Source organism: Flavobacterium endophyticum (assembly GCF_003634455.1).
Lineage (GTDB): Bacteria > Bacteroidota > Bacteroidia > Flavobacteriales > Flavobacteriaceae > Flavobacterium > Flavobacterium endophyticum.
Genome location: NZ_RBLC01000001.1, coordinates 628,849 through 650,876, shown reverse-complemented (window position 1 = coordinate 650,876; position 22,028 = coordinate 628,849). Strand labels below are relative to the sequence as shown.

24 protein-coding genes, 1 tRNA gene and 1 pseudogene are annotated in these 22,028 nt (G+C 42.1%); 13 read left to right on the top strand and 13 right to left on the bottom strand.

What is annotated here, in order from left to right; all coding sequences use genetic code 11:
- Nucleotides 1-80: 80 nt before the first annotated feature.
- Nucleotides 81-1,640, top strand: a complete 1,560-nt coding sequence (locus tag CLV94_RS03260) for a recombinase family protein (RefSeq protein ID WP_121375014.1) — start codon at nucleotides 81-83, stop codon at nucleotides 1,638-1,640.
- A 265-nt stretch (nucleotides 1,641-1,905) separates the two neighbouring features.
- On the opposite strand, the gene CLV94_RS03255 is transcribed toward CLV94_RS03260, so the two are convergent.
- Nucleotides 1,906-2,397 carry a CinA family protein gene (locus CLV94_RS03255; protein ID WP_121375013.1) on the bottom strand — a complete coding sequence of 164 codons (492 nt, stop codon included), beginning with the start codon at nucleotides 2,395-2,397 and terminating at the stop codon, nucleotides 1,906-1,908.
- Between the two features lie 10 nt (nucleotides 2,398-2,407).
- Complete coding sequence (locus CLV94_RS03250) at nucleotides 2,408-2,920, bottom strand: low affinity iron permease family protein (RefSeq protein ID WP_121375012.1); 513 nt, start codon at nucleotides 2,918-2,920, stop codon at nucleotides 2,408-2,410.
- Between the two features lie 252 nt (nucleotides 2,921-3,172).
- On the opposite strand from CLV94_RS03250, the gene CLV94_RS03245 reads away from it, so the two are divergent.
- Nucleotides 3,173-3,559, top strand: coding sequence for a response regulator (locus tag CLV94_RS03245; RefSeq protein ID WP_121375011.1), 387 nt, complete (start codon nucleotides 3,173-3,175; stop codon nucleotides 3,557-3,559).
- A gap of 11 nt (nucleotides 3,560-3,570) precedes the next feature.
- Here CLV94_RS03245 and CLV94_RS03240 read toward each other — a convergent pair whose 3' ends face one another.
- The 3 genes from CLV94_RS03240 to CLV94_RS03225 all read right to left on the bottom strand — a co-directional run bounded on the left by CLV94_RS03240 (nucleotide 3,571) and on the right by CLV94_RS03225 (nucleotide 5,797).
- The gene (locus CLV94_RS03240) at nucleotides 3,571-3,786 is read right to left on the bottom strand and encodes a hypothetical protein (protein ID WP_121375010.1); all 216 of its coding nucleotides are present in this window, start codon (nucleotides 3,784-3,786) and stop codon (nucleotides 3,571-3,573) included.
- Nucleotides 3,787-4,044: 258 nt separating this feature from the next.
- Entirely contained in the window at nucleotides 4,045-4,797 is a 753-nt protein-coding gene (locus tag CLV94_RS03235) for a S1/P1 nuclease (RefSeq protein ID WP_121375009.1), read from the bottom strand.
- Between the two features lie 550 nt (nucleotides 4,798-5,347).
- The gene (locus CLV94_RS03225; protein WP_121375007.1) at nucleotides 5,348-5,797 is read right to left on the bottom strand and encodes an Hsp20/alpha crystallin family protein; all 450 of its coding nucleotides are present in this window, start codon (nucleotides 5,795-5,797) and stop codon (nucleotides 5,348-5,350) included.
- Between the two features lie 346 nt (nucleotides 5,798-6,143).
- On the opposite strand from CLV94_RS03225, the gene CLV94_RS03220 reads away from it, so the two are divergent.
- The gene (locus CLV94_RS03220; protein ID WP_121375006.1) at nucleotides 6,144-7,301 is read left to right on the top strand and encodes a zinc-dependent alcohol dehydrogenase; all 1,158 of its coding nucleotides are present in this window, start codon (nucleotides 6,144-6,146) and stop codon (nucleotides 7,299-7,301) included.
- A gap of 186 nt (nucleotides 7,302-7,487) precedes the next feature.
- Here the strand turns inward: CLV94_RS03220 and CLV94_RS03215 are convergent, their stop codons facing one another.
- Both CLV94_RS03215 and CLV94_RS03210 read right to left on the bottom strand, forming a co-directional pair.
- Nucleotides 7,488-7,748 carry a hypothetical protein gene (locus CLV94_RS03215; protein ID WP_121375005.1) on the bottom strand — a complete coding sequence of 87 codons (261 nt, stop codon included), beginning with the start codon at nucleotides 7,746-7,748 and terminating at the stop codon, nucleotides 7,488-7,490.
- Nucleotides 7,749-7,766: 18 nt separating this feature from the next.
- The gene (locus CLV94_RS03210; RefSeq protein WP_147406561.1) at nucleotides 7,767-8,009 is read right to left on the bottom strand and encodes a hypothetical protein; all 243 of its coding nucleotides are present in this window, start codon (nucleotides 8,007-8,009) and stop codon (nucleotides 7,767-7,769) included.
- Between the two features lie 360 nt (nucleotides 8,010-8,369).
- On the opposite strand from CLV94_RS03210, the gene CLV94_RS03205 reads away from it, so the two are divergent.
- The 4 genes from CLV94_RS03205 (at nucleotide 8,370) to CLV94_RS03190 (ending at nucleotide 10,966) form a co-directional block, all read left to right on the top strand.
- A complete protein-coding gene (locus CLV94_RS03205) occupies nucleotides 8,370-9,950 on the top strand; it encodes an FAD-dependent oxidoreductase (RefSeq protein WP_121375003.1) in 1,581 nt (526 codons plus the stop codon).
- A 24-nt stretch (nucleotides 9,951-9,974) separates the two neighbouring features.
- On the top strand, nucleotides 9,975-10,202 hold the full coding sequence (locus CLV94_RS03200; RefSeq protein WP_121375002.1) for a hypothetical protein: 228 nt from the start codon (nucleotides 9,975-9,977) through the stop codon (nucleotides 10,200-10,202).
- A 149-nt stretch (nucleotides 10,203-10,351) separates the two neighbouring features.
- A complete protein-coding gene (locus CLV94_RS03195) occupies nucleotides 10,352-10,606 on the top strand; it encodes a hypothetical protein (RefSeq protein ID WP_121375001.1) in 255 nt (84 codons plus the stop codon).
- A 117-nt stretch (nucleotides 10,607-10,723) separates the two neighbouring features.
- Nucleotides 10,724-10,966, top strand: coding sequence for an ATP-binding protein (locus CLV94_RS03190; protein ID WP_121375000.1), 243 nt, complete (start codon nucleotides 10,724-10,726; stop codon nucleotides 10,964-10,966).
- Between the two features lie 67 nt (nucleotides 10,967-11,033).
- On the opposite strand, the gene CLV94_RS03185 is transcribed toward CLV94_RS03190, so the two are convergent.
- Both CLV94_RS03185 and CLV94_RS03180 read right to left on the bottom strand, forming a co-directional pair.
- Nucleotides 11,034-11,471 (bottom strand): response regulator, encoded by a 438-nt coding sequence (locus tag CLV94_RS03185; protein WP_121374999.1) that lies wholly within the window; start codon nucleotides 11,469-11,471, stop codon nucleotides 11,034-11,036.
- Between the two features lie 736 nt (nucleotides 11,472-12,207).
- Nucleotides 12,208-12,771, bottom strand: coding sequence for a YciE/YciF ferroxidase family protein (locus tag CLV94_RS03180; protein ID WP_121374998.1), 564 nt, complete (start codon nucleotides 12,769-12,771; stop codon nucleotides 12,208-12,210).
- 243 nt (nucleotides 12,772-13,014) lie between these two features.
- On the opposite strand from CLV94_RS03180, the gene CLV94_RS03170 reads away from it, so the two are divergent.
- The 4 genes from CLV94_RS03170 to CLV94_RS03160 all read left to right on the top strand — a co-directional run bounded on the left by CLV94_RS03170 (nucleotide 13,015) and on the right by CLV94_RS03160 (nucleotide 16,222).
- Complete coding sequence (locus CLV94_RS03170) at nucleotides 13,015-13,608, top strand: DUF4142 domain-containing protein (RefSeq protein ID WP_121374996.1); 594 nt, start codon at nucleotides 13,015-13,017, stop codon at nucleotides 13,606-13,608.
- A gap of 3 nt (nucleotides 13,609-13,611) precedes the next feature.
- Complete coding sequence (locus tag CLV94_RS16905; RefSeq protein WP_147406559.1) at nucleotides 13,612-13,830, top strand: hypothetical protein; 219 nt, start codon at nucleotides 13,612-13,614, stop codon at nucleotides 13,828-13,830.
- Between the two features lie 50 nt (nucleotides 13,831-13,880).
- Complete coding sequence (locus CLV94_RS03165; protein ID WP_121374995.1) at nucleotides 13,881-14,636, top strand: SDR family oxidoreductase; 756 nt, start codon at nucleotides 13,881-13,883, stop codon at nucleotides 14,634-14,636.
- A 455-nt stretch (nucleotides 14,637-15,091) separates the two neighbouring features.
- A complete protein-coding gene (locus tag CLV94_RS03160) occupies nucleotides 15,092-16,222 on the top strand; it encodes a Gfo/Idh/MocA family protein (protein ID WP_121374994.1) in 1,131 nt (376 codons plus the stop codon).
- Between the two features lie 50 nt (nucleotides 16,223-16,272).
- Here the strand turns inward: CLV94_RS03160 and CLV94_RS17250 are convergent.
- From CLV94_RS17250 to CLV94_RS03140, 3 genes and pseudogenes are all read right to left on the bottom strand, one after another.
- A pseudogene (locus tag CLV94_RS17250) lies at nucleotides 16,273-16,323 on the bottom strand (hypothetical protein); the annotation flags it as partial.
- A 510-nt stretch (nucleotides 16,324-16,833) separates the two neighbouring features.
- The gene (locus tag CLV94_RS03150; protein WP_121374992.1) at nucleotides 16,834-19,032 is read right to left on the bottom strand and encodes a hypothetical protein; all 2,199 of its coding nucleotides are present in this window, start codon (nucleotides 19,030-19,032) and stop codon (nucleotides 16,834-16,836) included.
- Between the two features lie 882 nt (nucleotides 19,033-19,914).
- Nucleotides 19,915-19,988, bottom strand: a tRNA-Met gene (locus CLV94_RS03140).
- A 149-nt stretch (nucleotides 19,989-20,137) separates the two neighbouring features.
- Between CLV94_RS03140 and CLV94_RS03135 the strand changes: the two genes are divergently transcribed.
- The gene (locus CLV94_RS03135) at nucleotides 20,138-20,530 is read left to right on the top strand and encodes an START-like domain-containing protein (RefSeq protein WP_121374990.1); all 393 of its coding nucleotides are present in this window, start codon (nucleotides 20,138-20,140) and stop codon (nucleotides 20,528-20,530) included.
- 56 nt (nucleotides 20,531-20,586) lie between these two features.
- Nucleotides 20,587-21,423, top strand: coding sequence for an aminotransferase class IV (locus CLV94_RS03130; protein ID WP_121374989.1), 837 nt, complete (start codon nucleotides 20,587-20,589; stop codon nucleotides 21,421-21,423).
- On the opposite strand, the gene CLV94_RS03125 is transcribed toward CLV94_RS03130, so the two are convergent.
- Nucleotides 21,420-21,980 carry a YqgE/AlgH family protein gene (locus CLV94_RS03125; protein ID WP_121376218.1) on the bottom strand — a complete coding sequence of 187 codons (561 nt, stop codon included), beginning with the start codon at nucleotides 21,978-21,980 and terminating at the stop codon, nucleotides 21,420-21,422. The two genes, CLV94_RS03130 and CLV94_RS03125, sit on opposite strands and share 4 nt — an antisense overlap.
- Nucleotides 21,981-22,028: the final 48 nt, after the last annotated feature.

Sequence of the window (22,028 nt, the reverse complement as noted above, 5' to 3'; positions counted from 1 at the left end):
TCAGAGGTTACAAAGATGATAATAGCTTAAATTACAGATAATTTTATAACATTAAATTGCTGTCCTAAAAGCGCACGGTTATGAATAATGCTGTTGGATATATGCGTTTAAGTTTCAAGGACCAGTCGAAATACTCTTTGGATGCCCAGGAAGCAGCCATCAATGACTATTGTGCTAAATATGGGCTCGAACTCGTTGCACTTTTTAAAGATAATGGACAGCAAAGTTCCTCTTTCGACAGGTTAGACTTTAAGGCTCTAGAGATGTATGTAAAGAAGCATAAAGGATTAGTGAACTATATGGTCGTTATGGAACATGATCGTTTCAGCAGGGACCTTTCGGAAGCCCTTTCAAAAATCAAGAAATTCGAAAGCATATACGGCATTAAGGTTGTTTCTGTAGATGAACCGCTGGATATCGATACGGAAGATCCAGCGGTATTTATTAACCGAGCATTCCGATATGCTACCGCAAATGCAGAACTCTTGAATATAAGGGCTAGGACAAAAAGGGGAATACAAAGAGCGCGATTAGAAGGCAGGTTTATCAATAAGGCTCCATTTGGCTACATCAATAGCAGGGATTTTTTGGGAAAAAGTATGCTTATTCAAAATATGGGAGAGGCTGAGATTATTAGAAAAATCTTCAACTATTATCTGTCGGGGATATCTATAGCAGATATAGCTGCCAACGTCTGTGAGAATGGTTTCCCGCTCAAGGGACATAATGCAGTAGGTCGCATATTGGATAATTATGTATATGCTGGACTTGTCAAGTTGAATAGTGAGAACGGATCGGTAAAATATATAAAGGCCCTGCATGAAGCTATTGTTTCCGAAGCCGATTTTTGGCTCGTTCAAGAAATGAAAAGTTCCAAAAAGCCTTTAAAAATAAAGACACGCAAAGACTATTTGCTAAAAGGCCTGTTGAAATGTAATTGCGGAAAATACATGACTGCCGGATGGAGCAAGGGGAAAAAGCAGTATTATTTGTACTATAGATGTACCGAGCACGTCTCAGTAAATATTCCAGGCAAGAAAATCCATGAGCAATTTAACCAAGTATTGGAAAACCTAAAACTGACGGCAGAACAAATGGTTGTTCTAAATGGAAAAGTAAGAGAAGGAATTGAAAAATCTTTGGTGAGCGAAAGGGAGCAGCTCACAGGCCGCAAGAAAATGCTTAAGGAGCTGGATGTAAAAATGGAATCGCTCGAGGAACATCTGATTAACAAAACCATAGATGCGGTTACGTTCAGGAAATGGTCTGAGCGACATGCAATCGAATATGGAAATATATTAGGACTTATTAATTCTACAGAAAAATATATTGAAGAGCGGATTGATGTAACGGAAAAATTTATGAGCAAAATTCATTCTTTTAAAGATATAATTGATCGAAATACTTCACCATTGGTTAGGCTGATGATCTTAAAGTTTGTTTTCCGATATGGTATTTTTTATCAAGATAGTGGTTTAGTAACCTATAAAATCTGCCCTGCGTTGTCTCATAATACAATTAAGTTTACTGAATTCGATTTGCTGAAAATAGAAGTGCCCCAAGCTGCTTCCATACCTGAAGAAGAACGTTTTGTGAACTTTATGGTTCAACAAATAGTTGATTTTTTATCTGATTATTAGTAATATATGCAGGTTTCTTATGAGGTTCAACTCTCAGATGTCCTGCTTTTAGATTTTGTCTATAATTATCTAGAAATAAATGATTTGTGATTTTTTGTGCCTGAATGAGAATAGATCACCTTAAATGTGTAAAAATTAATAAGTTATGTTTAATGTGAAAAAGCTAAATATTATGGTAAATTTCGATATGGAAATTTTTAAAACTATACAAGTATTTGATAGCCAATAAAAGAGCCTACTTAATTTTGATAAGGAATGCCGGTTTCTATAAATGATACGACTTCAGCAGCTCCAAAAGCAAGACCCCAACCTTATCCACCGCCTGATTGATGATTTCTTTCGGGCTGCCTGCAAATACCTCCCTATGTGAAACATATCTTTTGTCCTGCATCTTGATATGAATAAACATGGTGCCTACAGGCTTTTCTGGTGTTTCGCTGCCGCCTGGCGATGTCAATCCGGTAACGGCTACTGAAATATCGCTTTTGAAAAATTTCGGCAGCCTTTCGGCAAGCAGCTGCGTTACCTCTGCCGATTCAGCCGTATACCTATCGATAGTTTCTTTAGGAATGTCAAAAAGTTCTTCTTTTACGCAGACATCATAACAAACGATGCCTCCTAAAAAAAATTTCCCCGATTCGGGAACAAAAGAAAATTCCGAAGCGAGCCATCCGGCTGTTGCGCTTTCAGCAAAAGCTATCTTTAGTCTGTTCTCCGCAATAAGCCTGCTGCTTTCAAGAATACTTTGTACTGCCATGGTTTCGAGATTATATATTTTTTGGTTTGCGTGTACTTTTTTTCGGAATAGACTTATTCTTTTTGGGCTTGCCCAGACGTACTTTGTATTCATGGCCTTCTTTTGCCTCATCGAGCGAATGCGACTCATGAAGGGCCTTTTCCTTCTTTGCGAGTTCATTAAGCTTGCTGTAATACGTGCTGATGACCAGCATCTCTTCTTTGGTCAGGTCCTCAATATCCACGAGCCTGTTGCTTGCCAGCCTACTGGAAGCCAATAATTCGTTAAGCTTCAGCTGCAGGGCAAGCGAATCCTTGTTCTGGGATTTTTGGATCAGGAAAACCATGAGGAAAGTAATAATGGTCGTCCCGGTGTTGATTACAAGCTGCCAGGTTTCAGAATAGCCAAAGATCGGACCGCATACCGCCCATCCCACGACTATACCGAAAGCGACGAGAATAGCAGGCGTGGAACCCGTAATCTGAGTGACCCTTGATGCAAAGTTCTCGAAAAAGCTTTTTTTCCTTGTATTTTCTGTCTTCATATGTCTTAGATTAAGATTCTGTTCTAGTTATAAAGTTCAGAAAAGCAGGCATAATGATGTTATATAGTTTTCACAAAGCTTTATATGTTGTCAGTCTACTCCGGCAACTGACGATATGATATTGCTGTTAATAGCGTATTTATGACCGTTTGTCGATTTAATGTCGTACATTAGCTGCTCACCTCTGCTTTAGTTGAAAATTTTCAACCAGCTCCTCCCACTATCCCATAGGCGAAAAATAAAACACAGCCTATGAAAAATCTAAAGATTTGTCTAGTCGATGACGACAATGATGACAGGGAGTTATTCCAAGACGCGTTTAGTGAGTTAAATCCAGAGACCGACTTGATGGTATTCAAGGATGGATTAGAGGTGATTGACTATCTGAATAGCATAGAAGAAATGCCAGATATTATCTTTCTTGACTTAAATATGCCGATCATGGGAGGGCTTGAGACGCTAAAGGAATTAAGGAAAAAACCAGAGTACAAATACATTCATGTAGCGATTTATTCTACATCTGCGGCAGGAAAGGACATTCATGACTGCCTGATTGCTGGAGCTAATAGCTATGTGGTCAAGCATAGGAGCTTCCAGGCTTTAAAAAGCGGGATTGCCAAAGTTATCAAGATGAGCTAGATTTCCTGCCTTTATTCATAGCTGTCTGAAAATCCCCTGATAAACTCCACCTGTAGATCATCGTTTTCCTCCTTGTCGTGGGCTATCTTGTCCAAAACTTTTTTTAATTGGTTAAAGTTTATTACTTCTCCCTTCCTCGCTGTATTGAGCCCGTAATTATAAACCTCCAGCTTTTTTCTTACCGAACTGTTGTCAAAATCTAGCGCTAATATATCCTCTGCAAACATAACCTGCTAAAATAAAAGTCATTGCAAGATAATCATTTTATATTTTTATTAGTCCAAATCTTTTATCCTTTTTTAAAATCTGGCAGAATTAATCATAAACCATTTCATTATTATAGGGTTCATTCCTAAAACATTCTATTAGTTTATTAAATTCTAAGCCTGCGCCAGCAATATTCAGTTCTAAAATTATTGAATCTGCCATGCTACACCAATACTTTTTTCTTTTGACCATACTTCAGAAGTAGCAGATTGATGATTTTATTCCTTAAAAAACAGCTGTAATACAGCAGCAAGCCGTATCCCTGCTTTCTGGAGCTGTCGTTTAATTATTGTTGCACTTTCTTCAGCATACTTATCCTTTACCTTAGGATGTCCATAATCATAAACCTGGCCTAGAAGCTCTCGAGATTCTTGGCTCCAGCTGACAACATTGACAGCCCGGATTGACTTTAATTCTTCAGATGTGTATATCTGTGAATTGAGGCAATCGGCAAGCGTAATGTTCAGGCTTGAGATAATACCGCTATCCCAAAGGGAATGCAGATTAGTTCCCTGATTCCTATAGTTCAGCTGTACCGTGTTCCCTCCCTTGTCGGTACTGTAGCCCACATGCAGCGGCTGGTGCAGGTCGCCGATAAGATGGAACAGGAAGAGTATCCTGGTCTTGATCTCTTCCCTAGTCAGCTGGTCCTTTGCTCCCAGTTCTATAATCGTATTATTCAATACATGGACAATATTGCTGCCTTCCCTGTCAGCGGCTTTAGTTCCCTTGGGAAAATTTGCATAGTGGTAGGCCCTCATGTGATCGAGATTTTTGTCGCCTTTGATGTCGTCCATCCAGTTTGCAGCCTCTTCGATCGTCATTCCGTCTAGATAGGAAAGGACATATTTTTTGGTATTTTCATCCAGATAGCTGAATGCTACCTGCGCTACCATGGCATGGCCCCTGTTCCCCCAGGAAAAACTGTTGACAGTAATCAGAAGAAAGACAAATGAAGTTATTTTTTTCATAGGTTAGGGATTTGACACAAAGTTAGCAATAATAATTGACTGGGTCCGATCAGGAGAAAACTTCATGTTTACGCTTCGGGTGCAATATATCATGATATCATATCAGCTAAAAGAGAAATCTCAAATTTCAGTATTTCCCTCTCCATCTCGGATACGTCTCCGCTGTACTGTCTTATGTTATTGGTGAGTATCTCTAATGCTTTGATATCCAGCCGGGTGTTGCCTAAACGCACCCTCATGTCATTAAGCGATTCGATTATCTGTCCTGCCATAGCCTGCCGCTGGGCAGCAGATTCTATAGACAGAAAAAACTGGATGATACTGTTTATATTAGTTTCTAATGGCACTTTTTGTTTAAAGTTAATATTGTCTGGGGTTTTATGGGTTACAAGATTTTAGCCCAGATTTATATTTTTAATAAAAAGCCTAAAAGAAATCAGAAACTACGCCATTCTGTATTCGCCATGATGCAAATGAAAATATCGGGACCGTCGGGATGATGCAAAAAAAAGCTGCCCCCTAGGGGCAGCCGCAAAATAGCATAAACCTATCAGGAAATCTCGATCATGCGAGGCGCTTTCTGCTTGGCTTCTTCCTTCTTCGGAATGGTAAGGCGGAGCAGCCCGTTTTCATAGCGCGCATTGATCCCTTCGTCATCCACTACATTTTTTGGAAGCTCGAAGCTTCGCTGGAATGACTGGTAGCTGAATTCCCTGCGAGTATAATTATCCTGCTTTGTTTCCTCCTGGCGCTCTTTGGCCGAAGATATCGTAAGGATGTTGTTGTCCAGCCTGATATTGAAATCAGTCTTCTCCATTCCGGGTGCTGCTACCTCGACTTCGAAGTTTTCCGCATTTTCGCTGATATTTACCGAAGGCACTGTCGTACGGGTAGAGGAATAGTTATTGTTTCCCCAGTTAAAAAGCTCGCGGCTTAATGCGTCGTCAAATAGTGCCGGAAACGACGGGTACTGTAACCCGTTTCTTCTTAAACTAGTCATGATTCTTACTTTTTAATAGTTATACAATAAATTGCTATAGATTATTGCCGGCCGGCATTTGCAGAGATAATTGCAAGATAAATGCCAGACCTAGAAAATGACATTTTTTCACTTTAAAGACCTAATCCTTAACGTTTTTTAAGAGAAAAAATGTCAGCGACTGAAATTTTTGCAGACAGAAGACTGTCCGTGAATATGTGAGCCAGCATGCAAACAATGCGTTAAATTCTGTAATGCAGGGCCTTATGGGATTCAGTACTTTTATTTTACGCTGATATCGCGCGTGCCATGAAAGCTATAGGCGAATCGCCGTCTCTCACTCGCATAAACCTTAAAACCAACTGATATGAAAGCACTAGTATTCCACAAGCCCAAACACGTAAGCGTAGATACTGTCCCTGATCCCGCTATCGAAGATAGCAGGGATGTCATCCTGAAAGTTACTTCTACGGCAATCTGCGGATCGGATCTGCATATCTACAACGGGGTATTCCCCCAGCCAAGAAACATGGTCCTTGGTCATGAATTTATGGGCATAGTCGAGGAAGTCGGCGCAGGCGTAAGAAACCTGAAAAAAGGCGATCGGGTAGTAGTTCCCTTTCCCATCTCTTGCGGAACCTGCCACTTCTGCAGCAGCAATCTGCCGACCCACTGCGAGAATTCAAACCCGGAAAACTACGGCCCCGAAGGCGGATTGGTGAAAGGCAAGGGAGGCGCCCTGTTCGGATATACCGACCTGTATGGCGGCTACAACGGGGGGCAGGCGGAATATGTCAGGGTTCCCTATGCGGATCATGGCCCGCGTGCGGTGCCCGATAACCTGACCGACGAGCAGGTCCTTTTCCTTACGGATATCTTTCCGACGGGATGGTCTGCCATCGACTGGGCAGGACTCAAAGGAGGCGAGACCGTGGCTGTCTTTGGATGCGGTCCTGTAGGGATCATGGCAATGAAGTCCGCATGGCTTCGCGGAGCAGGAAGAGTGATCGGTATCGATACCAGACAGTACCGCCTGGACATGGCAGGCAGGGCAGCCGGTGTCGAAACCATCAATGCAAAGGAAGTTGATGCCGTAGAGATGATCCGAGACATGACCGGAGGATATGGAGCGGATGTATGCGTCGATGCGGTAGGGATGGAAGCCGACCATGGATTTTTGAGCAAGGCCAAAAACCTGATCCAGGGCGAGGTAGGCACAATGAAAGTACTCAGCTACTGCCTTGATGCGGTAAGGCGGGGCGGTACCGTGACCGTAGTGGGCGTATACGGATCGCCCTATGACAATTTTCCTCTTCACCAATGGTTCGACAAAGGAATCAAGCTCAGGGGAGGCCAGGCACCGGTACACAACTACATAGACCACCTGATCGATCTTGTTGCCGGAGGAAAGGTGGTTCTCGAAGATATTATAACCCACAATGTACCTCTGTCCGAAGCAAGCAAGATGTACGACATCTTTAACAAGCGGGAGGACAACTGCGTAAAGGTTGTGCTGAAGCCATAAATTTCCATCGACGGGATAAAGATCAAAAAGCGGATCAGATATAATCTGAAAAGCAAGCTTCGGCCCGGCCAGGAGTAATGCACTATCCATTCACACCGGGACACACAAAAAAAGCATAGTCGATAGACTATGCTTTTTTTTACCATTCCACTTGTTACCGTAGCCTACTGCAGTAAGCCCGTAGCCCTATTTCTTTTTTTTGGCTGCCTGTCCCTCTTTGCCAGATTTGATATCTAGGCTGCCGCTTCCGTTTTCCAGTTTTCTTTCGCGCTCTTCCTGTGCCTGCGTGGTGGTCTTTATCGTATCGGATGCTTTCTTGTTGTCCGGGCTGATGTCGCTTTCAATGCCTGATTCAAGATGCTCGATTGCCGGCCCGCTCTTGCTTTTTTTGTCAGGTGCTTCCCCGCTTCTGACTTTTGGGACTGGAGTTTGGTTCTTGTCTTTCATGATTTTATTGGAATATCTTTAATAATCTACTGATTTTTTTGGCGATGCCGGCCCTACCGTAACGGAATCGGACTGGCTTTCTCTATCAGAATCAGGCAGGGCTTTTTCTTCCCCTTTGGGTATTCCTTCATCTGTATCGTCCGATCCTGTCTCAGGATAGGATTCCTTGTCACGATTCGTCGATTTATTGTCCCTGCATGACAGGAGAAGGCATGATATTGCAAAAAGCATTATCGGCAGCAAGCGGAATAATTTTTTCATAATTAATGGTTTATTTATTATCAGCAGGCATTTGTTTTGCTGAGATGGTAGCTCCTGCATGGGTTTAAATAGAACGCAACAGGTCAAATTTACCATACTTGCAAAGAAAAGGCCTTATATGATTTTAGCAGAATGTTGCAAGATGGCGCATGGTTAACTTTTTAGTAAACAGTATCTTATACTTTTCTGTTAGGATGTATAGAACCAAACATTAAATGATCCAGCTAGAGCGTAGCCGTGTCATATAAGTTTAGTGCTGAATTGTATAACGAAGGGATGAATTTTTATTTAGAATTTTAATTGGATGATTATTTGATACTAACACCCTGGTTCGGAAACGAGGGTAATAAACTATATAACATGGATAATTTCAAAACAGGATCGATTACTTCGGGAAAAAATGTGTCTTTTTGGATTGACAGCACTCCGATTCTTTCTTTTGAGAAACCGAGCCAGCCGGCCGCAACGGATGTTCTTGTGATCGGCGGCGGCATCGCAGGGCTTACGGCTGCCTATCTGCTGCTAAAAGCAGGCAGAAAGGTTATCGTGGCGGAAGACGGATTTATAGGAAGCGGGGAAAGCGGCAGGACTACGGCGCACCTGAGCTGCGCTTTAGACGACCGCTATTATTATCTCGAGTCGGTATTCGGGCAGGATGCCGCTGCCCTGGCTGCTGAGAGCCACGTTTCGGCTATTGATGAGATCGAGAGGATTATTGCGGAAGAGAAGATCGAATGCGCTTTCCGAAGAGTCGACGGCTACCTCTTCCTGCATCCGTCAGACAGGGATGAGAACCTCGATAAGGAATTTGATGCTACAAAAAGGGCAGGCCTTGATACTGCAATGCTGGATGAAATACCTGCAGTTGCCGGGGGCTCGAACAAGAGAAGCATAGCTTTCCATAACCAGGCACAGTTTCATATCATGCGCTACCTCGATGGGCTGGCACAAGCGATAGTAAGGAACGGGGGCACCATATTTACCGAGGCGCGGGCAGAGAAGATTACAAAAGAAGGCGCGCTGGTGAACGGCCTTGCTTTTTCAGCCGAACACATCGTCGTCGCGACAAATTCGCCTATAAACGATACGCTGACGATGCATATGAAACAGCATGCGTACAGAAGCTATGTTATCGCGGGAAAGATCAAGAAGGGAGCGCTTCCGCATGCATTGTGGTGGGATACCGGCGATGCCGATTCACGATGGGTTTCCCAGCCCTACCACTATGCAAGGACCGAAAGCTATGATTCGGAATACGACCTGCTTATAGCAGGAGGCGAGGACCACAAGACAGGGCAGGGAGATGATGAAGGCATTTCCGAGCAGGAGCGCTACGGGAGGCTCGAGGCCTGGACCCGCGAATTTTTTCCCATGCTGGAAGACCTGTCATACCGATGGTCCGGGCAGATCATGGAGCCGGTCGATTCCCTCGGCTTCATGGGCAAGAATCCGGGCGATGAGAATATCTATATCATAACAGGAGACTCGGGAAACGGAATGACGCATGCGACATTGGGAGCGATCATTATCAGGGATCTGATAAAGGGTACAGAAAACAAATGGAAGGACTTATACAGCCCTTCCCGCATTACCTTCAGCACGGCGAAAGATTTCCTAAGGGAAGCAGGCAACATGGCGGCCCAGTATGCCGACTGGCTGGCACCTCCAGACTTGCAGAACACGGCGGATCTTGAGCCTGGGCATGGCAGCGTCCTTTCCCACGGAATGCAGAAAATTGCCGTATATAGGGATCATGACAACAGCCTCAAAGCTTTCAGCGCAGTCTGTCCGCATCTTGGCTGCATAGTCCAATGGAATAATGATGAAAAGACATTCGACTGTCCCTGCCACGGCTCCAGGTTCACATGCGACGGCGTAGTCGTAAACGGCCCATCGCAGACAGACCTGAGAAAGATCCGCTTAAGCAGTGAGAATAAATAAGATTTCGTCCAACGCTCCTATTTTATGGTTCCATATAAAAACAAAAGCAAAAAATCGGGAATCGCAGCCTATGAGCTTTCCAACGACAGCATCAAGATTAGATTTGCTGACGGGGAGACCTACCTGTATACCAATGAAAGTACTGGAAAAGATGCCGTCGAACAGATGAAAAGGCTGGCCGTGGCGGGAAGAGGGCTGTCAGCATATATATCCCAGAACGTCAAAGACAGATTTGCCGACAAGCTGGATTAGAATCAATATAAGCTTTTCCCAAAACTATATAATATCCAGGTCGATTGATATCCAGAATTTTAGCATGATAATTATGTGCGGGACCGCTGATACACATGTCTGGAATTATTTCGAAAAGACTTACAGATAACAATAACAGAAGCTAGTACATGGAAGAATTCAAGAATAGCGCATTGATCCTGCTATCCGATTACAAGTCAAGATATTCAGCAGAAAAAAAGATTAACGTGAGCAACAGGATAGAGCATTTTTTGTATGTCCAGAATTTCCTTCAAGAATTTGAAGAAAAAGCCCAGTCACTGGCAGGAGAATTTTTTAACGTGTACGGCTTCTCCCCGGCACAGCGAGAAGAAGCTTTCCTCTGTATCGAAGAGATGACAGAACAGCTCGCTGCTGGAGTCTGAAGGATGGGCGATTAAGAGAGAAATGTTTGTTAAGTGTTTTATACGCAATTTACTACCAAGCTCCTGCTGATCGAAATCAGCTGTGAGAACGCATCTTATAAAGATATCTGACAATATATCGGAGGCAAGGAAACCAGGAACTTCTTTTGGTTTTCTTTCAGAGACAACGGTACAGGATTTGACCAGAAATATGCAGAAGAGGCTTTCAAGATGTTCCAGCGGCTCACGGTAACCAAGACGGGAACAGGAATTGGGTTGTCGCTGTGTAAAAGAATTGTCGAGAATCACGGCGGCTACATGACGGTAAACGGCCTGGTTGGGGAGGGTATGACATTTAAAATACTGCTTGCTGCTGAATAGGCCATATGAAAATATCGGCAGCATTAATTTGCGCAATACATTTACTGAAGAATCTACTTCAGATATTTTACACAACAAGCACAAACGTCTCCTTGTCCAACTCTGCAGCATGATACTGCCAGTTGATCTTGATTACCTTTCTGAGCGTATCTTTAAGCCTTTCGAAATTCGCAGGCTTCGTGATATAGATGTTGGCTCCCGCTGCAAGCGTCTCTTCTATATCCTTCTCTGATGAAGAAGTGGAATATATTGCTACAGATAACAATTTGTAGCGTGTATTTTTTCTTATTTCCTTTAATGTTTCAAGACCGCCCATAATCGGCATATTTAAGTCAAGAAATATGATGTGTGGAATTTCTTCGACTTTATCGAGATAGTCGATTATTTCAAGTCCGTTCTTGAAAATAATCAAGCTGTTTTCTGAATTCAGTTCTTTAAATGCTTCTTCGAATATTTCCCTGTCGTCATTGTCGTCATCGACTAGACAAATCTTTAGATTTTTCATAGGCTGTAGTTTTGGGTCGCTTATGGGATAGAGGGAGAAAGGTTGAAGTACTTCAACTAAATCAGAGGTGAGGAGCTAATATACGTGATTAATTAACAATAGTCCTTGAAATTAAGAAATTTAACAGTAATAAATATCTCATAATGGGATATAAAATTCAATAAAAGTAAAATAATTCATATCTGGATCGTATAAAATAAAATAGGATAGCAAGCGCTATCCTATTCTGTTCTAAACAAGCTTAATATATCGGACCCTCATCCGAACAGGGCAAATCTATTAATTATTTAACGGCACAATTTATATATTAACCTTCTTAATTTATATATTTCAATACGCAAGATAAAAGCAATTGATCGATTACTATCCATTACGCCTGACGGAAAAATGTGGTTTATACGTTTCAAGGTCAGTTACCTTGTTTGACAAGTTTCTTCCAATGCTTTCAGCCTGCTTTTCTGTGCATATTTTAAAATTACTATGCTATTAGAAAAAAGGTTTTATACGTTTTTTGCGCAGAATATTGCAAAATGGAGAGCCTGATGAGATGGGAAGAGGGGACGGACAGGTAATGAGGGAACTTAGCATAAATAGCGAATGCGAGTGCTTTAGGGAGGTCGCAAATGCATGAGGCATAAATAAATACACATCTGGCATCTTCTTTGGCCTGTGGTTAAGCAAAGAAAAAGCATAATCTTTAGATTATGCTTTCCAAACAAATTCAGCAAACCACTTATTATTCTTCTCCTTCTTCCAAAGCTTCGAGATTTATCGATCCATACGCCGCTTCGGTCAGCTTGACATCGGCATACTTTTCTTCATCAAGCGTTATTTTTAACAGCTCAGATACCTCATCTTCTCCCAGCAGTGAGGCAAATGCAACAAGCGTGCCGTATGAGGCAATCTCGTAGTGTTCTATTTTTTGGGAGGCCGAAATAATAGCCGCGTCCCTTACAGGACCTGGCTTTGTCTCTTCCAGAATATTTTCTCCTTCCATGATGAGCCCTTCCATCGCATCACATTTTTTTCCGCGATCCGATTCACCCAAAAGCTCGAAGACCTGTACCAGTCGGTCGACTTGCCCTTCCGTAACTGCTACATGTTCGCCTATTGCTGCCTTCAGGTTCGGATCGGAAGCATTATTGGCCATCTTTGGAAGCGCTTTTACAAGAGCGCGCTCTGCATATATGATGTCTTTTAGCTCATCGATGAAAAGTTCGCGAAGGTCTGCTGCTGCGGAAGATTTTGCGCTGACGGTCTTGTTGCCGCGCTGCGTGTCCTTTTTGTTAGGTGTGTCCATAGTATATTTTTTTGTGTTAGGCAATCAAAGCTAGTTTTTTATTCTGGCACCCTTATTATAGTATTTTACGGAATTATTACATTTTTCGGTCGTGACATCGCTTGCAGATCTTTACATATCCGAGCTTGTTTTAGCAGCATCATCCTAAACAATATTATAATATTAGGACCATATCTTGTAAAATCCTGTGCTCTATTAATCTGTAATTTTAACCAGATATAATTACTAACTAAAAAAAAGGTTATGAAAAATAACATCGTTATCAAAAAGCTATTTGGAAGCCTGATCCTGCTACTCGTTCTTGCAGCTATGTCATGCAAAAATGAAAACAAGTCGGCAGAAATGGAAGAAGTAGCCCAAGAAGAAAATGGAAGTAAATCTGATGGTATCAAAAACGCGGAAGACGATGCGCAGTACTTGGTTGAGGCAGCAGCGACAGACCTTCAAGAAATTGAGATTGGAAAGCTTGCCCAGCAAAAAAGCAGCGATCCAGATGTCAAGGCGTTTGGCAAGATGTTGGAAGAAGACCATATGAAATCTTCAGCTGAAGTAAAAAAGCTCGCCCAGCTAAAGAATATCTCTTTGCCCGGTACCCTGACAGAAGACGGACAAAAAATGTATGAGGAGCTCGATGAGAAAGCTGGTTTAGATTTTGACAGGAAATTTGCAGAAATGATGGTTGATGGACATCAAAAGGCGATCGACAAGATGGAAAAAGCGGCGGAAGGTGCATCCGACGAAGAAATAAGGGCATGGGCTTCTGGCAAAATACCTACGTTGACAGGACATCTGGAACATGCAAAAAGCCTGAAAGCCATAATAGGTGCTAAAAAATAGGACATGAAAAAGATCGACACTTATATTTTCATAGTGATTTTAGCTGCCTGCATGTTCATGATATTTTCATGCAGGGACAATAATACCAATCGCGATGCAGTGGACGCCTCAGCTACCGAAAAAACTCCTACCCGCGAGGGAACTCTCAGCAGCGGTACGCAGGATACCATGAACCAACATACAAATACTATGAAACAGGCCGATTCTGCTGCGTCAGAGTAAAAGGCTGGATAGTAGATCCTCAGCATGTGGATTGTAGATAAAATAAATTTATGGACGAGAAAAATAACTTTAACGGAACGATTGCAGGCAGGATTATCCTGATAACCGGTGGAACTACAGGAATAGGCAGGTCTACTGCCCATCTTCTTGCGGGGCTAGGAGCAAAAATTTTTATCACAGGCCGCCACCAAGAGCAGCTTGACGAGACGATAGGGGATGCAAAGACCAAGTATCCCGATGCATTGCTCTCGGGCATCACTTCTGACCTTTCTTCAGAGCAGGGCGTAGAAGAAGTCTTTCGGGCACTAGAATCCGAATTCGGAGACATAGATATATTGATAAATAATGCTGGCCTGGCGGCAGAAAGTGCCGGAGAGGGAAATTATGAAAAATGGAGCTATATAGTAAATACCAACCTTCTGTCCTACATTGCCTGTACTAATGCCGCCATCAAAAGAATGAAGGCAAAAAAAAACGGGCATATAGTCAATGTAGGATCCATGAGTGCAGAAATCCGCGAGACGGGCAGCAGTGTCTATGTAGCGACTAAATCAGGAATACAGGGATTTACAGCCGCACTGCGAAAAGAAGTCAACCCACATGATATCAAAGTCACGCTAATCGAACCAGGTGCAGTAAATACCGATATGCAGCCCGGCACCAGTATAGAAAAGCAGGACAAAGTAGCCGCGAAGGAAATGCTAAATGCTTCAGATATTGCGGAGTCCATTCTCTTCTGCTTGACAAGATCAAAAGGATGTGATGTTGTCAGTATGCAAGTACGTCCACTTAAACAGTTTATCTAGCAAAAGCATCATTTAGCATAGTTTTCAGTTCCTTTAGGAAAATAAAGCTACCAAGAGCAAATCTACTTATGTGAAAATTCATGACCATGACCATGCTTTTCGTTAGGGGTTATGTTTTATCTCGTCTAACCTTAATTAAATAGCAATGGCAAGCTTATCGAATCTAGCAAAAATTATGGATGGATCTCTAGCGAGAAAAAAGGCCTGACATGTAAATTGTGCGCGTTATTTTGTAATATGCCATAAAAGGAAAGGACTATTTTTATATACTAAAAAACAACTATGGCGTTTGATCTACATCTTCTAGCTGACGGCAGCGATCGGCAGCGGCTTCTTATCTTCTTGCAGACAGGAACCAGAAGCGAAAAACGATTCAGACGCGGCCTCGGCTCTGCTGGTTTGCAAAAGGGCAGGCAACACCATTACATGGCTTTAAACTAAATAGCGCTATAAAAATGAAGACATATAAGATCGGGATTATTGGATACGGGGGCTTTGGTAAATTTCTGCACCATTGGTGGCGCATGCAGCAACGTATAGAAGTATCGGCAATTTCCGATCGAAATTTTGCAGACGAAGAATCAGACGGTGTGACCCACTATGAAAACTGGAAAGACCTTATAGCAGATCGTGAGATTGATATTGTCAGCATTGCTACTGTGCCCGCATTTCATGTTGAGATGGCTTGCGAGTCCATGCGGGCAGGAAAGCATGTGCTGCTTGAAAAACCAATTGCGTTAAATATCGAAAGCGCAGCGAAGCTGCTGCAGGTACAGGAGGAAACTGGAAAGATAATCATGGTTAACCACATGCTTCGCTACAATCCGATAATTAGGGCTCTGGTCGCGCTAAATGGCAAGAAGGCGCTCGGCAAGCTTAGGCATGCGGAAATAAGCAATTATGCGCAGGACGAATCTTTGCCTGCAGACCACTGGTTCTGGGAAAAAGAGCTTTCAGGCGGAATCTTTATTGAGCATGGCGTCCATTTTTTCGACATTATCAACGCCCTGACCGATCAGAAATTCAGCAAGGTTTACGGATGCTCGCACAATAGAAATGGAGGGCAGGAAGATCAGGTTTCTGCTCTGGTCTTATATGATGGGGGGCTTATAGCCAGCCACTATCACTCGTTTTCCGGTCCTGGATTTTTTGAAAGAACTACCATGCGCCTTGTCTATGACCTCGCAAAGGTGGAAATCGAGGGATGGATACCGATGAAGGGACGCATTGAGGCGCTAGTTAATAAAAATAGTAAAGATGCACTAGGCACACTTCCAGGGTTTGTAATAGAAAAAGCGGTTCCAATTAGCGATCTCAATGATGTGTCGCGTCCGGAAGGCTGGGGCACCTATTTTGCCGAAAAGAAAATAGTAACAAGTATAGGAGGCATCGAATACAATGTCGATGAAATGGTAACAGGCAGTTTCGAGATCAAGCAGACAAAATCTGAAGTGTATGGCAAATGCTTGCAGGGAATTCTTAAAGATTTAATTTCAAAAATAGAAAACCCTGACCATAAGCTCACTGTAACTGCCCGAGATGCATATGAAAGCCTGAAAGTAGCTGTCTTAGCTGATAAGGGATAATGACCGGTAAGTTTCAGATCTGTCTCCTTTTCATATTCAAGAGTCATTCCTAGCAGTTCTTTTGCTTTAGTATACTCCATAAGCGACGGATAGGTGGTCAAGCAGCCATGACTTGCAATCTCGTAATAATCGACCTTACCTTCTGCGCTGCTAAAATCAGGGTGGCATCGAGAGCAGGTCGCCCTCAAATTCTTCGGTGGTTTCCTCAGCTTCCAACAATAGTCCTTCCATGGCCATGCATTTTTTGCTTCTAGCAGTCAGTCACAGCCCTTCAAACAATTGTTTCAATCGCTCGATCTGTTCCCTAGTTTCAGTTCGGTGCATCAAGAAGTGTCTTTTAAGTAGGGCTAATAGCACTATCGGCCATTTTTTGAGTCCTTAAGCAATTGCTTTTCTGCATCTAAATATCTTTCAGCTCGTCTACGAAAAGCTAGTGTAAATGCCCGTTCGGCATTTTTTCATTGGTTTGGCTTTTCATGTTGTAATATTTAAGATTCGCGTATTTAATTGATCAACCTACTTAGGAGAACAATCAGCAGTATGATTTAGTTCAAATTATCCCTATGACCGTTGGATAAAGAGAGACCTTTTGCAGTATCGATATAATTTCCCTAATAGGCGGCCCAAGTTATCCTTACCATTCCGCTTCCTGCCAAATCAAATTGGCCCGATGATAATTTCACGTTTCTGTATATGCCCTTGTCTTTTTGCTCAACCTTTATTTTTGCCAGAACTGATTTGGGGATGCCCAAAAGCTTCATGTGTGCCCTGAGCTGAGGTGATCCTTCGATATGGAATGTGGCCGACTTTTTGCCCGACCTGAAATCAGTAACCGGATAATCTACAAAAATGAGTGCATCGACACTTTCAAGCCTGAAGTAGTGCCTAGGTATGATTCCGAATGCTAGTCCCGCGCCATATACCTCCTGGCCGACCTCGCCGCTTTTTTCCCAGCCGTCGTGGATGTCTTCCAAAGGAATCCACAGGTCCTTCTTGATCTCCCCGGTCTTTATTTCTTCCGCAATCATTTCTTCGGGGAGCAGGGGCGGATAATAAAATGCGAGCCTGCCTGAAGCATACTTGATAAATTCTGGGATCAGTATTTTTAGCGAGGGCAGGATATCTATTCCCGCAATGACCTCCAGATAATGGTGGAGTGCTGCGAAGACCTCCAATTCTTCATAAGCAGCCGTGTAGGGCGCGTCGTTTAGTGGAAAAACGGAAAAAAAGTTCGGAAAGTTTTTTGCATGGCCATAATTACAGTCCCATATCTGGCAGTTCTTGAATATGCCGGCAAGACAGCAGTAGCTCAGCTCAAGATATCTTGGCTTGCCGGTTTCCTTATACAGCTCTGCTAGCGCACCTGCTGCAAAGGCCGTATTGTTTGCCTGATAAAAGATGTCAAACGTGAGCCCTTCCAAGCTCTTGAGCGCTTTGTCCGCCTCCCTGAGAAACCGCTTTTCGCCGGTCAGCTTATATGCCATCAGCATGATATGGGCATAGGATCCGGGTACGTCCTTCTCACCGCCATTTCCGGGCGATGTTTCGGCTTTCAGGACCTCCAGGGTCGTCATCTTATAGAAGACAGGCCATTCATAATTGAAATGGCGGGCCACCTTAATTGCATAATCTATCGAATCAAGGAATATAGCCTTTGCTGTCTTGCTTCCTCGGAGTGCCATTCTGGAAAGATTTAATAGCGGATGGTGGAGGTACCAGGAGTCCATCACCATCTCACGCTTCTGTTCCTCTGATTTGTCAAGATCATCTTCAAGGGCGGGATGCCACCTTACGATCGTACCGATCTTATCGTTATAGAAATCTTTCAGCCCGCTGTTGAGATCATCAAAAGCCTGGTGACGGGTTCCTGACCATGCCAGATACTCCTGGAGCGGCAGCAGCACGGCAAGCTGTACCATTATTTCAGAAGGCGTGGCATAATCTCCGACGTACGCATTCAGGTATGGACTGCCATTAGTCTGTGTCCAGCAGCCCTTATTGATATGAAGGTCATCCAAGACTTTTTCCGCAATAGAGGGCCAGTCGTGATATTCGGTATCGGGCTTCGGCAGCAATAGGTAGATCGCTGCGAGATAGTCTAGAAATTGTGCGGCGATATCGCAGTCCTTGGATGGAATGTTTTTTCCAAGCAGCACGAATGCATCGGAGATAACAAATTCTTTATCCGCGGGAAGCGCCTTTTCAGGATTAACCGGGAACTGGAAGCCTATTTCTGGCCAGCTTCCGCCGACGGTTTCAGCCAGGGATACCTCCGTCGCTTCGCAGTATGGCGACATTGCGGTCAGGTTCTGGAAATAGAGGACGGAGCCTGCCTTTGGCCAAGTCATGCTAAAGAATATCTGTCCCGATCTTGTTCCTGCCTGGTGGGCATGGATTATGCCGGCGGTATTTTCCGTACGCCCGTACTTTGTGAGCGGCACAATATCCCGCGGCCAGAAAGGGATAAGAAGCTGCAGTCTAGCACGGAATGTAGTGGTGTACCGAAAGATGGCGTCAGGGCTTTCGGGCAGCGAGAGGACTATCCTGTAATCTCCCAATCTTGTCGAGGCGGTTATCAGCACTGCGCCGTCTGCCTCGCTTACAGTCGCCTTGTCAAAATTGCTGTTCATGCCGAAGGCAAGCCTGAAGGCAATGCTCCCTGCTTCTGGCCATGCCGCTACCAGCCATAAGGTATCGCCAGTATTATATATCCTAAGACTATATTCTTGCAGGACCATCTCAAAAATGGATTCGCTGGCTTCTATATCTTCCTGGACCGTTGCAGTCCATGCTGTAACAGGAATTGTCATAGTTTCTATTATAAAGGTTATTATGCGTCCAATCATTGCTATTGGCCTGCTTTCTAAACTGTACCAAGTTAAGAGGCCAAAAGTTTTAATGTTTTACGAAATAATCCGCAATATTTACAAGATTAGCAGTTTCAATTCCATGCAGGATGAGTATGGGGTAGTTTTGGTAATCAGTTTCTCCCTTTTTGAGGCAAAAAAGGGAGCAAAAGAAAATTTAGTCTCTGTAAGCTCACTAATGAATAGAAAAATTAGTTTCAGTTACTATCCGAAATAAACCTTTAGTGGAAATGCAACTTTGGCATTACTTTATCGATCTCAATCAGTATTCATAGTATTGATATTTGCTTTGCAAATCGGTTTTGTTGCCCATATCTCCTTTTCGCGTCATGCGAGTTTGCACTGATTTTGAAATTCTTTTATTGTCAGATTTCCAAGGACGGAATGCCTTCTCCGGACATTGTAAAAATTTTCTATATACTCAGAAATTGATTCATCAGCGAAGAAAAAGCGCTTCTGTGGTTTTATAGCCGAACATTTAGTTAGTATTGGCTCTGATAATCAATAATTTATGTGATTTTAAAAAAAGTTCAACTCTCAGACGCTCGATTTGTAATTTTTAATATGGGAACGAGATTTTGAACACCTTAACTTATTGATATTTAGTTATTTGCGTTTTTTAGGCCTGAATGAGAGTTTGAACACTTTTAATTATCAGATAATCAGTGCTTTATGATATTTTTAAAAAAAGATGACTTTTTTGCCTATTGAGAACCTTAATTTTTTTTTGAACACGGTAAATTGTTGTTAATCAATAAAAAAGCCCACTTTTTAAGTGGGCTTGAACATGTTTTTAATGCTGAAAAATATAGCATTTTTACTAAGTAGCGAGGACGGGAGTTGAACCCGTGACCTCAGGGTTATGAATCCTGCGCTCTAACCAACTGAGCTACCTCGCCATTTTAGGTCATGCATCCTTGTCGAATGCGGGTGCAAATATAAAATTAAATTTACAGGTTGCAAATATAAATCAGCAAAAAAAAATAATTTTTAAATCATCGTTAATTTGATTTTATTCTATATATTTCCAAAAAAATAACGATGCCCTATGGAAAATAAAGTACGATATGAATTAGAATTTCCTCTAAATTCTTCACCGCAATTGCTATATCAGTATATATCAACACCTTCTGGATTGTCAGAATGGTTTGCTGATAATGTTAATTCTCGAGGGGAGTTTTTTACGTTCATATGGGATGATGCAGAAGAGAAAGCCAGATTGGCTTCAAAAAAAACAGGAGAGAAAGTGAAATTTCGTTGGATTGACGAAAATGGCCAAGATGGGGAGTATTTTTTTGAATTGCGAATCCTTGTTGATGAAATCACTAAAGATGTTTCTCTGATGGTAGTTGATTTTGCCGAAAAAGACGAAGTAGAAGAATCTACACAATTGTGGGAAAACCAAATTTCGGATTTGAAGCACGTAATAGGATCTGTATAGTGTAATTCTGTTTTTAAGACTTATATTTGCCCTGATTTAATTTCAGGGCTTTTTTTATGATCAATTTCAACGGAAACATTACGTCAGAAGCAAATTTATTGATAGGTAACAGAGGATTCTTATATGGGGACTCTGTTTTTGAAACGGTAAAAATTTTAGATGGAAAAATTCTTTTCCTTGAAGATCATTATTTTAGGCTGATGTCTGCCATGCGTATCGTTAGGATGGAAATTCCGATGAATTTTACGATGGAATATTTTGAGGAACAGCTTCTTTCGCTGGCAACTGCTGAAAATCTTTCAGCTTCTTCAAGAGCTAGAATTTCTGTATATAGAAACGAAGGAGGATTTTATCTTCCAAAAGATAATAATGTTTCCTTTTTGGTTACCGTACAGCCTCTCGAAAATTCCGTTTATCGTATTGAAAAAGAGGAGTATGAAGTAGAGCTTTATAAAGATTTTGTTGTGGCAAAACACTTGCTTTCAACCACAAAGTCGTCAAATAGGATGATAAACGTGACGGGAAGTATTTTTGCTGATGAAAATGGCTATGACAACTGTCTTCTAATCAATGATGATAAAAACGTAATCGAAGCATTAAACGGAAATCTTTTTATGCTCATGGGTAATAAATTGATTACGCCTCCAATTTCTGAAGGCTGCCTGAATGGCGTGATGCGCAAACAAATTTTGACACTCGCAAAAAAGATAGAAACAATTGAGGTGGAAGAAACGCCAATTTCTCCTTTTGACTTGCAAAAAGCGGATGAATTGTTTATTACGAATGTAATTAGAGGAATTCAGCCAATAACAAAATATCGCAAGAAAGAATACGAGACAAAAACGGCTAAAGATTTATTACTTCGATTAAATGCTCAGATTCGTTTAAGCTAATTTAGGATAGGGTTTTCCGGAGCATTAGACCAGATTACATAATCGCCTCCTAATTCTAAAATCTTTTGCTTCCAGAAGTCAGTAGTTGATTTTCCGATAATTTTATTTTCGTAGATGTTTTTTGTAATTATCCACGAATTGGCCTGCATCTCTTTGTCTAATTGCTGTGCATCCCAGCCTGTATATCCTAAGAAGAAACGGATGTTGTTTTTCTTGATTTTTCCTTCATTGATGAGGTCTTTCGTAGATTCAAAATCACCGCCCCAATAAATTCCATTTGAAATTTCAATGCTGTTGGGAATCAAATCTGGAATATTATGGATAAAATAAAGATTGTCTTGTTCGACAGGCCCTCCGTTATAAATTTTAAATTTTGCATTAATTTCAGGAATCAAATCTTGGATGCTGTACTCTAAAGGCTTGTTAAGGATAAATCCTACAGAACCTTCTTCATTATGATCGGCAAGCAAAATAACTGAGCGATTGAATGATAGGTCTCCGATTATGGATGGTTCCGCAATCAGTAAGATTCCTTTTTTGAGTTTTTCTGAAATCATTTTCTTGCAATTTTTACTAAATTTAACAATAAATTTTTTTTGTTCCAA

Bases quoted from the DNA above. Each gene is read 5' to 3' on its own strand.
- CLV94_RS03260 (WP_121375014.1), top strand. From the start codon at position 81: ATGAATAATGCTGTTGGATATATGCGTTTAAGTTTCAAGGACCAGTCG.
- CLV94_RS03255 (WP_121375013.1), bottom strand. From the start codon at position 2,397: ATGGCAGTACAAAGTATTCTTGAAAGCAGCAGGCTTATTGCGGAGAAC.
- CLV94_RS03250 (WP_121375012.1), bottom strand. From the start codon at position 2,920: ATGAAGACAGAAAATACAAGGAAAAAAAGCTTTTTCGAGAACTTTGCA.
- CLV94_RS03245 (WP_121375011.1), top strand. From the start codon at position 3,173: ATGAAAAATCTAAAGATTTGTCTAGTCGATGACGACAATGATGACAGG.
- CLV94_RS03240 (WP_121375010.1), bottom strand. From the start codon at position 3,786: ATGTTTGCAGAGGATATATTAGCGCTAGATTTTGACAACAGTTCGGTA.
- CLV94_RS03235 (WP_121375009.1), bottom strand. From the start codon at position 4,797: ATGAAAAAAATAACTTCATTTGTCTTTCTTCTGATTACTGTCAACAGT.
- CLV94_RS03225 (WP_121375007.1), bottom strand. From the start codon at position 5,797: ATGACTAGTTTAAGAAGAAACGGGTTACAGTACCCGTCGTTTCCGGCA.
- CLV94_RS03220 (WP_121375006.1), top strand. From the start codon at position 6,144: ATGAAAGCACTAGTATTCCACAAGCCCAAACACGTAAGCGTAGATACT.
- CLV94_RS03215 (WP_121375005.1), bottom strand. From the start codon at position 7,748: ATGAAAGACAAGAACCAAACTCCAGTCCCAAAAGTCAGAAGCGGGGAA.
- CLV94_RS03210 (WP_147406561.1), bottom strand. From the start codon at position 8,009: ATGAAAAAATTATTCCGCTTGCTGCCGATAATGCTTTTTGCAATATCA.
- CLV94_RS03205 (WP_121375003.1), top strand. From the start codon at position 8,370: ATGGATAATTTCAAAACAGGATCGATTACTTCGGGAAAAAATGTGTCT.
- CLV94_RS03200 (WP_121375002.1), top strand. From the start codon at position 9,975: ATGGTTCCATATAAAAACAAAAGCAAAAAATCGGGAATCGCAGCCTAT.
- CLV94_RS03195 (WP_121375001.1), top strand. From the start codon at position 10,352: ATGGAAGAATTCAAGAATAGCGCATTGATCCTGCTATCCGATTACAAG.
- CLV94_RS03185 (WP_121374999.1), bottom strand. From the start codon at position 11,471: ATGAAAAATCTAAAGATTTGTCTAGTCGATGACGACAATGACGACAGG.
- CLV94_RS03180 (WP_121374998.1), bottom strand. From the start codon at position 12,771: ATGGACACACCTAACAAAAAGGACACGCAGCGCGGCAACAAGACCGTC.
- CLV94_RS03170 (WP_121374996.1), top strand. From the start codon at position 13,015: ATGAAAAATAACATCGTTATCAAAAAGCTATTTGGAAGCCTGATCCTG.
- CLV94_RS16905 (WP_147406559.1), top strand. From the start codon at position 13,612: ATGAAAAAGATCGACACTTATATTTTCATAGTGATTTTAGCTGCCTGC.
- CLV94_RS03165 (WP_121374995.1), top strand. From the start codon at position 13,881: ATGGACGAGAAAAATAACTTTAACGGAACGATTGCAGGCAGGATTATC.
- CLV94_RS03160 (WP_121374994.1), top strand. From the start codon at position 15,092: ATGAAGACATATAAGATCGGGATTATTGGATACGGGGGCTTTGGTAAA.
- CLV94_RS03150 (WP_121374992.1), bottom strand. From the start codon at position 19,032: ATGACAATTCCTGTTACAGCATGGACTGCAACGGTCCAGGAAGATATA.
- CLV94_RS03135 (WP_121374990.1), top strand. From the start codon at position 20,138: ATGGAAAATAAAGTACGATATGAATTAGAATTTCCTCTAAATTCTTCA.
- CLV94_RS03130 (WP_121374989.1), top strand. From the start codon at position 20,587: ATGATCAATTTCAACGGAAACATTACGTCAGAAGCAAATTTATTGATA.
- CLV94_RS03125 (WP_121376218.1), bottom strand. From the start codon at position 21,980: ATGATTTCAGAAAAACTCAAAAAAGGAATCTTACTGATTGCGGAACCA.